The 13,702-nt window shown below is 60.2% G+C and carries 14 protein-coding genes; 8 read left to right on the top strand and 6 right to left on the bottom strand.

Features of this window, described 5'->3' with window-relative positions:
* Positions 1 to 4 precede the first annotated feature (4 nt).
* The 6 genes from VJR29_00440 to VJR29_00415 form a co-directional block, all read right to left on the bottom strand.
* On the bottom strand, positions 5 to 1,114 hold the full coding sequence (locus VJR29_00440) for a DUF444 family protein (protein ID HKY61861.1): 1,110 nt from the start codon (positions 1,112 to 1,114) through the stop codon (positions 5 to 7).
* 12 nt (positions 1,115 to 1,126) lie between these two features.
* Complete coding sequence (locus tag VJR29_00435) at positions 1,127 to 3,199, bottom strand: serine protein kinase (GenBank protein HKY61860.1); 2,073 nt, start codon at positions 3,197 to 3,199, stop codon at positions 1,127 to 1,129.
* A 256-nt stretch (positions 3,200 to 3,455) separates the two neighbouring features.
* Positions 3,456 to 4,361, bottom strand: coding sequence for an MlaD family protein (locus VJR29_00430; GenBank protein HKY61859.1), 906 nt, complete (start codon positions 4,359 to 4,361; stop codon positions 3,456 to 3,458).
* 2 nt (positions 4,362 to 4,363) lie between these two features.
* Positions 4,364 to 5,110 (bottom strand): ABC transporter ATP-binding protein, encoded by a 747-nt coding sequence (locus VJR29_00425; GenBank protein ID HKY61858.1) that lies wholly within the window; start codon positions 5,108 to 5,110, stop codon positions 4,364 to 4,366.
* Position 5,111: 1 nt separating this feature from the next.
* On the bottom strand, positions 5,112 to 5,909 hold the full coding sequence (locus VJR29_00420; GenBank protein HKY61857.1) for an ABC transporter permease: 798 nt from the start codon (positions 5,907 to 5,909) through the stop codon (positions 5,112 to 5,114).
* 1 nt (position 5,910) lies between these two features.
* Positions 5,911 to 6,456: a hypothetical protein gene (locus VJR29_00415; GenBank protein ID HKY61856.1), complete on the bottom strand. Its 546-nt coding sequence runs from the start codon at positions 6,454 to 6,456 to the stop codon at positions 5,911 to 5,913.
* A 236-nt stretch (positions 6,457 to 6,692) separates the two neighbouring features.
* Here VJR29_00415 and VJR29_00410 point away from each other — a divergent pair, with 236 nt between their 5' ends.
* The 8 genes from VJR29_00410 to VJR29_00375 all read left to right on the top strand — a co-directional run.
* Positions 6,693 to 7,391, top strand: a complete 699-nt coding sequence (locus tag VJR29_00410; protein HKY61855.1) for a YggS family pyridoxal phosphate-dependent enzyme — start codon at positions 6,693 to 6,695, stop codon at positions 7,389 to 7,391.
* On the top strand, positions 7,388 to 8,230 hold the full coding sequence (proC, locus tag VJR29_00405) for a pyrroline-5-carboxylate reductase (GenBank protein HKY61854.1): 843 nt from the start codon (positions 7,388 to 7,390) through the stop codon (positions 8,228 to 8,230). Before VJR29_00410 ends, proC begins: the two co-directional genes overlap by 4 nt.
* On the top strand, positions 8,218 to 8,532 hold the full coding sequence (locus VJR29_00400; GenBank protein HKY61853.1) for a YggT family protein: 315 nt from the start codon (positions 8,218 to 8,220) through the stop codon (positions 8,530 to 8,532). The genes proC and VJR29_00400 overlap by 13 nt, the downstream gene beginning before the upstream one ends.
* A complete protein-coding gene (locus VJR29_00395) occupies positions 8,529 to 8,840 on the top strand; it encodes a DUF167 domain-containing protein (protein HKY61852.1) in 312 nt (103 codons plus the stop codon). Before VJR29_00400 ends, VJR29_00395 begins: the two co-directional genes overlap by 4 nt.
* 72 nt (positions 8,841 to 8,912) lie before the next feature.
* Entirely contained in the window at positions 8,913 to 9,179 is a 267-nt protein-coding gene (locus VJR29_00390) for a zinc ribbon domain-containing protein (GenBank protein ID HKY61851.1), read from the top strand.
* A 60-nt stretch (positions 9,180 to 9,239) separates the two neighbouring features.
* Positions 9,240 to 9,818, top strand: coding sequence for a hypothetical protein (locus VJR29_00385; protein HKY61850.1), 579 nt, complete (start codon positions 9,240 to 9,242; stop codon positions 9,816 to 9,818).
* 6 nt (positions 9,819 to 9,824) lie between these two features.
* Positions 9,825 to 12,602 (top strand): PEGA domain-containing protein, encoded by a 2,778-nt coding sequence (locus VJR29_00380; protein HKY61849.1) that lies wholly within the window; start codon positions 9,825 to 9,827, stop codon positions 12,600 to 12,602.
* A gap of 9 nt (positions 12,603 to 12,611) precedes the next feature.
* A partial coding sequence (locus tag VJR29_00375) for a sigma 54-interacting transcriptional regulator (GenBank protein ID HKY61848.1) occupies positions 12,612 to 13,702 on the top strand: 1,091 nt, incomplete at its 3' end.

Below are 13,702 nucleotides of genomic sequence, written 5' to 3'. Positions count from 1 at the left end.
CCGGCTATTTCCCCTTTCCCAAGAAAGTCTTGATCGATTCGAAGATCTTTTCCTTGCCCTCGATCCGCGAAGCGACGACTCTCTCCTCCTTGCCGTCGTAGCGCTCGGTCAAATCGCGAAGGAATTGGCCGCTGCCGTATTCGCTCTCGACCTGGCCGTAACAAAACAGGTTGAGGTTGGGCAGCATCTGCTCGCTGAGCAGCTTGAGGCATTCCTGGGTGTCGTTGCTCGACCAGTTGTCGCCGTCGCTGAAATGGAAGGCGTAAAGGTTCCACTGGGCGGGGTCGTACTCTTCCTCGATCATCTTGAGGCAAAGCTTGTAGGCCGAAGAGATGATCGTGCCGCCGGATTCCCGGGTATGATAGAAGGTCTCTTGATCGACCTCGCGGGCCACCGCGTCGTGGATGATGTAGCGGGTCTCGAGGCCGTCGTACTGGGATCGCAGCCAGGTATCGATCCAGAAGGACTCGATCCGGACGATCTCCTTCTGCTCCGAGCCCATCGATCCGCTGACGTCCATCATGTAGATCACGACCGCGTTGAACTCCGGCTTGCGCTCCTCCTTCCAGGAGCGATAACGCCGGTCCTCGCGGATCGGCAGCAGCACCGGCTTCTCCGACTTGTAGGTCCCGGCCAGGATCTGGCGCTTGAGGGCCTCTTTGTAGGTCCGCTTGCGGTGGACCAAGGAATCGGGACCGCTCCGCCGCAGCGAGGAATACTTGGTCCGCTGGCTGACGATGCTCGACTTGCCCTTGGGCTCGATCCGGGGAAGCTCCAGCTCCTCGCCCATGATCTCGGCCAGCTCCTCGAGGGTGATGTCGACCTCCAGGATATGGTCGCCCGGGGCGTTGCCGGCCTTGGGATCGCCGCCCTCGTCGGGATCGGCACCCAGCGGATCGCCGACCGCGCCCTCGCCCTGGCCGACCCCGCCCTTTTGGCGGCTGCCGAAGGTGAAGTGGGGAATGTCGATTTGAGGCAAGGGAATGCTGATCAGATCCTTGCCCTGCTTGCCGATCAGCTCGCCGTTGGTGATGAATTTGCGCAGCTCCCGCTTGATCTTGCCGCGGACGATCTGCTTGAACCGGTTGTAGTCCTGTTCGATCTTGAGAACCATGTTCCTCTCGGGCTACTGGCCCTTGATGTCTCCTCTGGCGAAAATACTGGCGACGTAGTTCAAGACGTCGGTGGCGCAGATATCGCAGTAGCCGTGGTTATGGATCAGCCGCGACTTGACCACGTCGATCTTCTCCTGGGTATCCTTGTCGATGACGCTGGTGACCAGCGAGGTCAGCTTGATCGAGTCCTTCTGGTCCTCGAAAAGCTTGAGCTCCAAGGCCTTGTGCAGCCGCTCGTTGGTCTTGTAATCGAACTTCTTGCCTTCGACCGCCAAGGCGCCGATGTAGTTCATGATCTCCCGGCGGAAGTCGTCCTTCCGCGACTCGGGGATGTCGATCTTCTCCTCGATCGAGCGCATCAGCCGCTCATCGGGCTCCTCGTCCTGGCCGGTGTATTTGTTCCGGACCCGCTCTTTCTGGGTGTAGGCCTTGACGTTGTCGATGTAGTTGGCGCAAAGCCGGCCGATGGCCTCCTCGTCGCTGGAGATCGCCCGCTGGACTTCGTTCTTCACGATGTCTTCATATTCTTCCTTCACCACCGAGAGCATCTCCATCATCCGCTTGCGCAGATCCTCGTCGCGGATCAGCGAATGATGGCGCAGCCCGCTCTCGAGCTCGTTGAGCACCATGAAGGGGTTGACGCAGCCCTCGGCGTCCTTGACCAGGGCGTTGCTGATCTTGTCCTGGATATAGCGCGGGCTGATGCCGTCGAGGCCCTCGCGGGTCGACTCTTTGCGAAGCTCTTTGACGTTGTCCTCGGTGAAGCCGCTCAAAGTCTTGCCGTCGTAGAGCTTCAGCTTCTGAAGCAGGGTGAGGTTGGCCTTCTTCGGCTCCTCGAGCCGGGTCAAAACCGCCCACATGCTGGCCATCTCGATGGTGTGGGGGGCGATGTGCTTGCCCTGGATCTTTTCGGAATTGAAGTCCTTCTCGTAGATCTTCATTTCCTCGCCCAGCCGGGTGACGTAGGGGATGTCGACCTTGACCGTGCGGTCGCGGAGAGCCTCCATGTACTCGTTGTTCTGGAGCTTGCGGTACTCGGGCTCATTGGTGTGGCCGAGGATCAATTCGTCGATGTCGGTCTGGGCGAACTTCTTGGGTTTGATCCGGTGCTCCTGGGAGGCGCCGAGCAAGTCGTAGAGGAATGCCACGTCGAGCTTGAGAACCTCGATGAACTCGATCACCCCGCGGTTGGCGATGTTGAACTCGCCATCGAAGTTGAAGGCCCGGGGATCGGACTCGCTGCCGTATTCGGCGATCTTGCGGTAGTTGATGTCGCCGGTCAGCTCGGTCGAATCCTGGTTCTTCTCGTCCTTAGGCTGGAAAGTGCCGATGCCGATCCGGTCCTTCTCGCTCAAGACCAGCCGCTTCACTCGGATATGGTTGTCGACGACCTTGGCCCAATCGCCTTTGTAGTAATGGCCGAGGGCATTGAAAATATAGCGGCAGCTCGGGCAAAGATCGCCCTCGATGACGATCTTGAAGCCGTCGGTCAGCTTCTTGTTGAGCTCGTCGGTGATCCGGCTGCGCAGCTCCGGCGGGATCAGCCGCAGCGGCTCCTCGTGCATCGGGCAAGGCAGCTCCTCGGAGGAGCCGAAGACTTCCTTGGCGTCGACCGAGGGGTGTTTGACCCATTTGAAGGTGTAAAGCGCGCCTTCGGGCGTCCGGCTGTAGTGCTCGATTCCCTTTTTCAGGAGACGGGCGATGGTGCTCTTGGAGGAGCCGACCGGCCCGTGGAGGAGGAAGATCCGCTTCTCGGCGCCGTAGCGCTTGGCCGCCGACTTGAAGAGGTGGACCAGCTTCATCAGGTGCAGATCCAACCCGAAGATCCCGTCCTTGCCGTTCTCGAAGGGATCTTCGAAGAACTTATAACGGACGATCTTCTTTTTGTATTCCTTGTACTCCTCGGTGCCCTGCGCGACGATCATGTCGTAGACGCGCTGGAAAGCCGACCGGGCCACTTTGGGATCCCGGCGGACGATTTCCAAATATTCTTCGAAGCTCCCCTCCCAGTTCAGATCTTGATAGAGCTGCACGTTTTGGAGATTCCGAAGTTCTGCCATCAAGGTCGATCCCGACGTCGTCATGCGTCCTCTCTTTCTTTCCGTGCGGAAATCGGCTTTGACTCTTACGAGCCTGCCGCCTCTATGCAGTTTTCAAAGCTAAATGGTCCTCGTCTTGAGGGGTGACACAACGCAGCGTATTCCCTGAGCAAATTATAGCAAAGGCTGGAAGCCGCGCAATGCAATAGTTTTCAGGCATGGCGGCGGGGAAAAGAATTTTTCAAAAGCAAGGGTGAATTTTTGAGCAGGAGCTTTAATTTGCGGCGATATAGCCGTGGCGCTACTTTTCGATCAGGTCCTTCTCGTTCGTCGCCAAGGTGGCGCGGATGACCGTCCGCAGGATCTTGTTTCGGTTGGCTTTGCCCAGGAGGGTCATCAGGTCGTAATAGACGGTGGGATCGTTGATCAGGCCGCCGACGCTGCCCTCGCCCTTCTCGATCTTTCCGCTGATCGCCGCGAAGTCGCGGGAGACGTTTTTGAGGTTCTCGGCGGTCTGGGAGAAGGCCTTGCCGATGTCTTTGTCCACCGGGTCGTAGATCAAGGCATGGATGCTGCCGCGGCCTTGCTGGACCTCCCGGACCACGCTCTGGGCCGATTGAGTGAGCTTGGCCAGATCGCGGACGATCTCTTTACCCTCGGTGTCGTAGATCAAGGCATGGACCAAGCCTTCGTTGGTTCGGATGTCCTCGACCAGCCCATCGACGTTCTTGGAGAGCTTGGTCACATTATCCAGCAGCTCGGTTCCGCGGTCGGAGATGGCCTCGAGCGAAAGACCCTCCTTGGCGTTGAGGGTATCGCCGTCCTTCATCTCGGGGTACTCCGGACTGCCCATCGAGATGAAGATGGCCTTGTCGCCCAGCAAACCCTGGGTGGTGATGCGGGAGGTGCTGTTTTGGCGGATCCGGTCGCGGAACTGATGTTGGATCTTCATCTTGATCGTGACCTGCTGGTCTTTCAGGTTCTCGGGAAAAGCGATGCTGTCGACCCTTCCGACCTGAATGCCGGCCAAGTAAACCGGAGCGTCGAGCTTGAGGCCGCTGATGTCCTTGAAGCTGCTGTAGAGGTTGTACTGGCGCTGAAAAATGGCCCAGCCGTCGCCGAGCAGGAAGATGACCACCATCGAGAGGATGAGGCCGATGAAAACGAAGATGCCGACCCGGATTTGCTGGGAGGTTTTGACTTTCATGGCTATTCCCCGATCTGTCCTTCGATGAATTTTTTGACGATCTCGTTGTCGGAGTGGTCGACCTCGCCCTTGGTGCCGACCCACTCGATCTTCTTGTCGTAAAGCAGGGCCAAACGGTCGCTGATCTTGAAAGCGCTGTTCATGTCGTGAGTCACCACCAGGGAGGTCACCTTGAAGCGCTTCTGCAGGCTAATGATGAGCTCGTTGATCCGGTTGGTGTTGGTCGGATCCAACCCGGTCGTGGGCTCGTCGTAGAGGATGACCTCGGGGTCGGTGGCGATGGCCCGGGCCAAGGCGATCCGCTTCTTCATGCCGCCTGACAGGTCCGACGGCATCATCTTGGCGGTGTCGCCCAATCCAACCACGTCGAGTTTCTCCTGCACGATCTTGGCGATCTTCTCTTCGTCGTAATCCTTAAAATTCTCGTAGAGCGGATATGCCACGTTCTCGTAGACCGTCATCGAGTCAAAGAGAGCCCCGCCCTGGAAAAGCATGCCGACCCGCTTTCGAGTCCGATTCAGCTCTTCGGGGCCCATCTGCACGACGTCTTCGCCGTCGAAGAGGATCTTCCCGTCGTCGGGCTGCATCAACGCCAGCAAGAGCTTCAGCATGACGCTCTTTCCGGTGCCGGACCCGCCGATGATCGTGATGGTCTCGCCCTTTTGGATGTCGAGAGTGAGATCCTTGTAGATCACCTTCTCATCGAAGGCCTTCTTGACATGCTCAAATTGGATGAAGGCGTGATCCATTTTAAAAGAGCAAAAACAGCTTCGTGAGAAAAAAGTCCGAAATGAAGATCCCGATCGAGCTGTAGACCACCGAAAGGGTCGTGGCCCGGCCGACGCCCTCGGTGCCGCCCCGGGTGTTCAAGCCCTGATAGCAGGCGATGACACCGATGAAGAAACCGAAGAAGAAGGTTTTGGCGATGCCGCTCCCGAAGTCGATCATCTGGACGGTGGTGGTGATCTGGTCGAGATAGTAACGGGTGCCGACGCCGGTCTGCATGGTGGTGATGATCATGCCGCCGATGATCCCAACGAAGTCGGCGACGACGGTGAGGATCGGCGCGCAGAGCGTGCAAGCCACCACCCGGGGAATCACCAATTTTTGCACCGGATCGGCTCCCATCGCCTCCACCGCCAGCACCTGCTCGGTGACGTTCATCGAGCCGATTTCGGCCGCGATGCCCGAGCCGACTCGGGCCGCGATCATCAAGGAGGTCAGGACCGGCCCGAGCTCGCGGGTGATGGCGATGCCGATGATTTGGCCGGTGTAGAGCTGCAACCCGAAGCGCTCCAAACCGACGATGAACTGGACGGCCAGGACCAAGCCGGTGAACAAGGCGATCAAGTTGGTCAAAGCCGCCGACTTGATGCCGACTTCCTCGAACTGCTTGATCGTCTCGTTGAAGGGGAAGCCCCGCTGAAACACCGACTTGATGAGCTTCCCGGAAAGAACGCTCAGGCCGCCGAGGTAGTCCATGAGCTCGAGGAAGGCCTTGCCGGTCCGGGACAAGAGCGCACCGCGAAATGGCAGAACCAGCTGCATATCAGCCCTCCTCCGGCACGTAAACGAAACCGTTGTAGAAGCGCTCGAAGTCGGGAATCGCTCCGGCCACCCGCTCGGGCGGACCGACCAAGTAAAAATCGAAGAGGCACCAATCCTTCTTCAAGACCAGGCTTTCGATTTGGACCGGAACCCCGTCCAGGCTGGCGAGAACCGAGCTCCGCAATGCGCCCCTCCGGTCGAGGGTCAACGGTTGCTGGCTTTGGATCTTGATGTCCTGGAGGCCGGCGTAGAGATGGCTGGCCAAGGCCGGCAGCGGAGCGTCGTCGTAGGCCTGATCGCAGTAGGAGTCGGTCGAGATGGTCGATCCGTGGCGGTCGTTGCGGAAGTTGATCGCGGCCAAGCCGAGCTTGATCCGGTACCAATCCGCCGGCAGCTCGCCGACCTGGTAGTAACCCTTTTTGGTGATGACCCGCCCCGGCTTATAGTCGACCACCTTGCCGGTTTTCTTGACCCCGCCGAAGCAGGCGATCAGGAAAAAAAAGACGAGTGGGGCCAATAAGGGCGCGGCTTTGCGGAAAATGGGCATGGGGGATTATCTCACTTCGCAAATTCTGCGAATTTGCTGCGCGGGCCGGCTAAGCCGGCCCTTGCATCTCTTTCGGCGCAAGCTACACAAAGGGCCCCGCTTTGGCAACAAAATGACGGGCCGAAGGCCCCGTCATCCCGAGCGAAGCGAGGGATCCTTGCGGAGATCGTCACACCAAGAAACCCCGCAAAGATTCCTCGTCGCTTCGCTCCTCGGAATGACATATAGGAGACGCCATGGAAGGGAACCTACGCCAAGTTCAGGATCGCGTTGCTGCGGCCCTGGCCCGGGCCGGCCGCCCGCCGAATTCGGTGACCTTGGTCGGAGTTTCCAAGGCCCAATCGGCGGCCAAAATCCGGGAGCTGGCCCGGCTCGGTCTCCGCGACTTCGGCGAGAACTATGTCCAAGAGTGGCTGGGCAAGCGGCGGGAGCTCGAAAATGCCGATCCGACCCTCGCTTCCCGGCTTCGCTGGCACTTCATCGGCCACCTCCAGAGCAACAAGGCCCGGGAGGCCCTCAGCGCCGATCTCATCCACTCGGTCGACTCATTGAAGCTGGCCCGGAAACTTTCGGAGGCCGCGCTCAAGGCCGGAAAAGTCCAAGCCCTTCTCTGGGAGCTAAACTTGGCCGGCGAAGCCACCAAGTCGGGAATGAGCGCCGATGTACTCCGGCGGGAGCTGCCGGCATACGCCGCCTTGCCGGGCCTCCGCTGGCGCGGGCTCATGACGATGCCGCCGCCGGCCGAGGACCCCGAAGCCTCCCGGCCTTATTTTCGCCGGCTCAAATCGCTGCTTGACGAAATCCGGGCTTCGGGATTCTTTGACCCAGGCCTGGTCGAATTATCGATGGGCATGAGCCAGGACTATGAAGTCGCCGTGGAGGAAGGTGCCACCTTGATCCGCGTCGGCAGCCGGCTCTTCGGACCTCGGATATGAAGAAAAGCTCTTCGCATTACCGACACGGCTTTCTCGGCGCCGGCAAGATGGCTCAGGCCCTGCTGAAGGGCTTGCTGAAATCGGGCTTGGCCCGTCCGCAAGACGTCCTCGTCTCCCGAAAATCGAAGGCGGAGCTGGCTCGGCTGGGACGGGAGCTCAAAGTCGCCACCACCGCCGACAACCTCGAGCTGGCCGCCGGCTGCCGTTGGATCTGGCTCGGCATCAAGCCATTCCAGGCTCGAGAGGTATTGACCGAAATCGCGCCGGCCTTGCCGAAAGACGCGGTGGTTCTCTCGATGTTGGCCGGCATTTCATGCAAGACCCTGCGCCGGTGGCTGGGCGCCGGCCCCGGCCTGGTTCGATTCATGCCCAACACGCCGGCTTTGATCGGGCAAGGCATGACCGGCGTCTACTTCGACCCCAAGGTCAAGCCCGCGACTCGGCGCGAAACTCTTCGCATCCTCGATGCTCTGGGCGAAACTCTTGAAGTGAAAAACGAAGCCCGGCTCGACGCCGTCACCGGTTTGAGCGGAAGCGGCCCGGCCTTTGTCTACTATTTGGCGGACGCCTTGGCCGAGGGCGGCCGGCAAGCCGGCCTGAAAATGAGCGAAGCCCGGCGCCTCGCCTATCAAACGCTGCGCGGGGCCGTTGGGCTGTTGCAGAGCACCGGCTTGGCGCCCGAGGAGCTGATCGCCCAAGTGGTCAGCAAGGGCGGAACCACCGAGGCCGGCTTGAAAGTCCTATCCGACGCCAAGGTCGCCGAAAAGGTCAGCCGCGCGGTGGCCCGAGCCAGCCGGCGAGCCACCGAGATCAAGGAGCAGAACGAATGTTCCCGCTAGGTTCTTTTTTGGTCTCGGTCGCCAAGGTCCTCTCCATCCTGCTGACGATTTACCAATACATCATCCTCGGCGCGGTGATCATCAGCTGGGTCAATGCCGATCCGCACAATCCGATCGTCCGCTTCCTTCGCCAATCGACCGAGCCGGTATTCCGGCCGCTGCGGCGCCTCCTGCCACGGGCGCTATTCCGCACCGGCATCGACTTCACGCCGCTCGTCGCCTGGCTTCTCATCGTTCTGTTGGAGAACTTCGCCGTCGCCACCCTCCTCCACTACGGCCAGCGCCTGATGGTTCAACCGTGACCAGCCTCCCGGCCTGGCTTCGGGAAAGCCCGAAAGGCTGCAGCCTGGCGGTCCGAGTCCAACCCAAGGCCGGCCGCGACCGACTGGTGAAAGTGGAAGAAGGTCATCTCAAAATTCAACTCAAGGCGCCGGCCGAAGACGGGAAAGCCAACGCGGCGCTTCTCCGCTTTCTGCAGGATTTTTTCAAAATCCAGCGCGCAAATATAAAGATCTTGCTTGGGGAGAAAAGTCGTAGCAAATGGGTGGAGATTTCAGGCCTCAGCGCGGCGGAGGCGAGCGCTGCGGTCTGGAGTCACCATAAATCCTAAGCCTAAGAATTTAGTTGCTTTTTTGACCTTCGCCTCCCTAAAATTGAATAAGGTGCAATCAGTAGAGGACTTATGCCGGTCTATGAATACCAGTGCGCGGCCTGCCAGCGTCACTTCGAAGAGTTGCAAAAGGTCAGCGATAAGCCCTTGAAAAAATGTAAGATTTGCGGAGGTCCGGTCACTCGGCTCATCTCCCAAACCTCATTTTCGCTCAAGGGCGGCGGTTGGTATAAAGACGGCTACTCGAGCGCCAAGCCAAAAGAAGGCGCCTCCAGCGATTCCAAGCCGGTTGAAAGCAAGGCCGGCAAGAGCTCAGCGGCGGCCAAGACATCGTCTTGATCGCAGCCCCGCCTTAAGACGCATAAGTTTCCTCGCTGAAAGAATGAAGGTGGCTCATCGGTGGTCGACCGTATCGAAAAGACGCGGAATGTAGATCCTTGGCAGATCGCGGCGACCAAGGAAACGAAGGAGGACAAGAAGCGCGACGACGGCGGAGCGGCGGGACAGGAGGCCAAGGATAGTTTCGGAGAGACTTCCGATTTCATCCAGCTCCTCTCTAAAGATCCGAAGAAGTTTCAGAGCGAGCAAATCGCTTCGACCCAGATCAAGGGATTCACCTTTCGCGGCGTCAGCACTCACCGCGAAAAGGCCTTGTTGGAGGTGGATATCGCCCTCTCCAACGGCACCTTGATCCAGGGTGCCCAGATCGCGCTGACCCGGCAGGAAGGCATGCGCTACTTGAGCCGCCGGCCGGGCGAGGAAATCGTGGCCGACCAGCTGGTGAAGGGCACCTTCCTCACCATCGCCCGGCCCAAGCATGAGGCCCCGGCCCACGAGGCCCCGGCGCCGGCCACCGAAGCATCGTCCGCGCCGGAATTGCCCGAGGTGGCTCCAGCCGGATTGAGCTGGGCCTATTATCTGGGCATGGGCGCGATGGCGTTTGCGGTTTTGCTGTTGATATATTTATTCACCTTGTAGGCAAAAATGGCGGAGTTCCACCCAAAACCCTTCGGCAAGTACTTCCTGATCGAGAAGCTCGCCACCGGCGGCATGGCCGAGATCTATAAGGCCAAGACCTTCGGCGTCGACGGCTTCGAGAAGATCCTCGCGATCAAGCGAATCCTGCCCCACTGCGCCGTCGACAAAGAGTTCATCAGCATGCTGGTCGACGAGGCCAAGCTCTCGGTCTTGCTCAGCCACACCAACATCGTTCAGGTCTACGATCTGGGCAAGGTCGGCGACGACTACTTCATCTCGATGGAGTTCATCAACGGCATCAACCTCCGGGAGGTGCTGAACCGGGCCAAGGAGATCAGCGAGAAGTTCACCGAAGAGATCGTCGTCTACATCCTCAGCGAGACCTGCAAGGGCTTGGATTACGCCCATTCCAAGAAGGACAACGAGAGCAAGCCGCTCAACATCGTCCACCGCGACATCAGCCCCCAGAACATCCTGCTGAGCTTCGAGGGCGAGGTGAAGATCGTCGACTTCGGCATCGCCAAGGCCGCGATGAACATCAGCCACACCATGGCCGGCATCCTCAAGGGCAAGATCAGCTACATGTCGCCGGAGCAGGCCCTGGGCAAGCCGATCGACCGCAAGACCGACATCTTCTCCACCGGCCTGATCCTTTACGAGCTGCTGACCGGCGAAAAGCTCTTCACCGGCGAAACCCAATTCGAGGTCCTCAAGAAGATCCGCACCACCCGCTTGAACGAAAACTCCTTCCCGGAGTCGATTCCGATCGGGCTTCGCAAAATCCTGGCCAAGGCCTTGGCCTACTCGGTCAAAGACCGCTACGACAACGCCGGCGACATGCAGATCGACCTGACCCGGTACCTCTATTCGACCTATATCGATTTCACGCCCCGCAAGCTGTCGACCTTGATGCGCAAGCTCTTCGCCCAGGAGATCCAGACCAAGTCGGGCGAAATCAAGGGCGACGACGTCGCCATCGACTCCAAAACCCGCTCGGTGATGATCGACGCGGTGGCCCAGCAAAACCTCGTCCACCGGGACAACGACGAGGTCACCGGCGGCTTCCCCGAGAAGCAGCCGACTCAGACCTTCATCGAGTCCTTCATCTCCGGCCAGGACGAAGGCACCGGAACGGCGATCGGGGTGCCCGAGATCACTCGGACCAACCAGGGCTTGGAGCCCCAAACTCCGACGCCCAAGCCCGAGCCGAAGCCGGCTCCGGTGGCCCCGCCCAAGCCGGCGGCGGCCAAGCCAGCCCCCAGCCCAGCCGTTCCCGCCGCCCCCAAGACCAAGGGCAGCAAGAAATGGCTGGCCTACCCCGCCGCGGCCGTCCTCCTCCTGGCCACGGCCCTCGGCACCTACTTCGGCACCGATTGGTTCAAGCCCAAGCCGCCGCCGGTGGTGGTCACCGGCGTCCTCCAGGTCAGCTCCACGCCGGCCGGCGCCCAGGTTTTCCTCAATGACAAGGACAGCGGTCAAGTCACGCCGGCGACCCTCAAGGACCTCAAGGTCGGCGAGCCTCAAAAGGTCACCCTGAAGAAAGCCAAGTTCAAGGATTGGACCCAGACCTTGAGCCTGGCCGACCCCAATCCGGTCACGCTGAACCCAACCCTGGAGGTCATTCCGGTCGGCATGATCAAGGTCGTGACCACCCCGCCCGGCGCCAAGATTTTCATCGACGGCAAGGACAGCGGAAAGGTGAGCCCGGCCAGCTTCGAGGAGCTGCCGCTTTCCCAGACCGTCTCCTTGCGGCTCGAGCTGGACAAGCACCGGCCGGTCGAGGAGCGGGTGACGGTCTATTCCATCGAGCCGATGGAAATTAACAAGAAGCTCGAGGAGATCATCATGGCGCCGATCCGGGTCGCCTCGACTCCTCCGGGCGCCAAGATCTTCCTCGACAGCAACGATACCGGCCTGGTCACCCCGGCCACCCTGCCGGAGCAGGAGATCGGCAAGCGCTATACCGTGCGCTTGGCCCGCCAGGGTTACCAAGACCTGGTTCGATCGGTCGATTTGAGCGACAAGCAAGGCGCCTCGGTCCAGGAGCGCCTGGTCAAAGTCGACGAGAAGACGCCCGAGCAGATCGCCCAGGAAAAGGCCCGCCAAGAAGCCGAGCGCCAAAAGCAGCTCGAAGCCCAGCGCCTCAAGGAGCAGCAGCTTGCCCAGGAGAAGCTGAACCAGGCCAAGGACCCGAAGGAGATCGAGCGGCTGAAGCAACAGGAGGCCGAACGCCAAAAGCAGCTCCAGGCTCAGCGCGAAAAAGAGCAGCGCGAGAAGGAGCAAAGGGAGAAAGAGCAGCAGAAGGAGACGACTCCGCCCGAGGCCGCCGGCGAAACTTTCGTCGCCCTTTCGAGCAACCCCAAGGGGGCCGACGTCTTCATCAACGGCGTCCGCAAGGGCAGCTCACCGGGACGCTGGAAAGTCGCGGCCGGCACTCCGCTGGAAATCACCATCAGCAAGAGCGGCCTTTCCACCGTCACCCGGGTCGTCACCCTTCGGCCGGGCGAGACCCGCAATCTCGGAACGATCAGCCTCGGCGGTGGAACCACCGAGGGCAAGCCCGGCGAAGGCGCCGGCATCGTCATGGTCGACTCCAACCCGCCCGGAGCCATGGTTTTACTCAACGGCCAACCCCAAAAGTCGACCCCGCTCCGCATCAAGGGCTTAAGGCCGGCAACGACCCATACGATCACCGTCAAGAAGGATGGCTACCAGACTTGGTCGACGAGCTTCACCGTCACCGAAGGAACCAAGTCCTTCATGGCCAATCTCAAAAAGCTATAAGGTTTTCTCATGTCGAATTCGGAATCAGAGCCGCAAACTCAATTGTTGGAGATGGAAGAAACCCGCGACGTCGTTTCCCTGCGGAAATGTCAGCTGAAGGTCATCTCGGGGCCCGATGAGAAGAAAAAATTCGATCTCAACCGCAAAGTCACCCGGATCGGCAAAAAGGAAGACAACGACATCGCCCTGCTCGACAACACCGTGAGCCGCCATCACATCGAGATCGAGATGACCGCCGACTCCTACCTGCTGAAGGACACCAACAGCACCAACGGCACCTTCATCAACGGCCTCAAGGTCAAGGAAGCCTATTTGAGCCCCGGCGACGTGATCAAGATCGGCAACAGCGAGATCGAGTTCGTCGCTTTCGACGAAAAGGTCCGGATCGAGCCCTCGCCCCTCCAGGTCTTCGGCGAGCTGGTCGGCAAGAGCAAGAAGATGCGCCAGATCTTCGCCCTATTGGAGAAGGTCGCGCCCAGTCTGGCCACCGTCATCATCGAGGGCGAAACCGGCACCGGCAAGGAGCTGGTCGCCAAGGCCATCCACAGCGCCAGCCAGCGCAAGGACAAGCCTTTCATCGTCTTCGACTGCTCGGCGGTGGCGCCGACCCTGATCGAGTCCGAGCTCTTCGGCCACGAGAAAGGCGCCTTCACCGGCGCGATCAAGCAGCGCAAGGGCGCCTTCGAGGCGGCCTACGGCGGGACCGTCTTCCTCGACGAAATCGGCGAGCTGACCCTCGACCTCCAACCCAAGCTGTTGCGGGCCCTGGAGCAGCGTGAGGTCAAGCGGGTCGGCAGCAACGAGAAGGTCGATCTCGACGTCCGGGTGGTTTGCGCCACCAACCGCGACCTGCGCAAAGAGGTCGACGAGGGCCGCTTCCGCGAGGACCTCTATTACCGCCTCTCGGTCGTCAAGGTTCACTTGCCGGCGCTCCGCGAGCGGGCCGAGGATATCCCGCTCATCATCAAGAAATTCCTGGAGCTCGGCCGTTTCAACCGTTTGCCCGACGGCAAGCTCAAGGTCATCCGGGTCGAGGACGACGCCTTGAAGCTGCTCCAGCGCTATCAATGGCCGGGCAACGTCCGCGAGCTGGCCAACGT

This window comes from bacterium, assembly GCA_035281585.1.
Classification (GTDB): domain Bacteria; phylum UBA10199; class UBA10199; order DSSB01; family DSSB01; genus DATEDP01.
The sequence above is the reverse complement of the archived record's forward strand: the minus strand, read 5'-3'. Positions and strand labels throughout refer to the sequence as shown.

What these genes read in the sequence shown, in the direction of transcription:
- VJR29_00440 (HKY61861.1), bottom strand. Translation starts at nt 1,114, where the DNA reads ATGGTTCTCAAGATCGAACAGGACTACAACCGGTTCAAGCAGATCGTC.
- VJR29_00435 (HKY61860.1), bottom strand. Translation starts at nt 3,199, where the DNA reads ATGACGACGTCGGGATCGACCTTGATGGCAGAACTTCGGAATCTCCAA.
- VJR29_00430 (HKY61859.1), bottom strand. Translation starts at nt 4,361, where the DNA reads ATGAAAGTCAAAACCTCCCAGCAAATCCGGGTCGGCATCTTCGTTTTC.
- VJR29_00425 (HKY61858.1), bottom strand. Translation starts at nt 5,110, where the DNA reads ATGGATCACGCCTTCATCCAATTTGAGCATGTCAAGAAGGCCTTCGAT.
- VJR29_00420 (HKY61857.1), bottom strand. Translation starts at nt 5,909, where the DNA reads ATGCAGCTGGTTCTGCCATTTCGCGGTGCGCTCTTGTCCCGGACCGGC.
- VJR29_00415 (HKY61856.1), bottom strand. Translation starts at nt 6,456, where the DNA reads ATGCCCATTTTCCGCAAAGCCGCGCCCTTATTGGCCCCACTCGTCTTT.
- VJR29_00410 (HKY61855.1), top strand. Translation starts at nt 6,693, where the DNA reads ATGGAAGGGAACCTACGCCAAGTTCAGGATCGCGTTGCTGCGGCCCTG.
- proC (HKY61854.1), top strand. Translation starts at nt 7,388, where the DNA reads ATGAAGAAAAGCTCTTCGCATTACCGACACGGCTTTCTCGGCGCCGGC.
- VJR29_00400 (HKY61853.1), top strand. Translation starts at nt 8,218, where the DNA reads ATGTTCCCGCTAGGTTCTTTTTTGGTCTCGGTCGCCAAGGTCCTCTCC.
- VJR29_00390 (HKY61851.1), top strand. Translation starts at nt 8,913, where the DNA reads ATGCCGGTCTATGAATACCAGTGCGCGGCCTGCCAGCGTCACTTCGAA.
- VJR29_00380 (HKY61849.1), top strand. Translation starts at nt 9,825, where the DNA reads ATGGCGGAGTTCCACCCAAAACCCTTCGGCAAGTACTTCCTGATCGAG.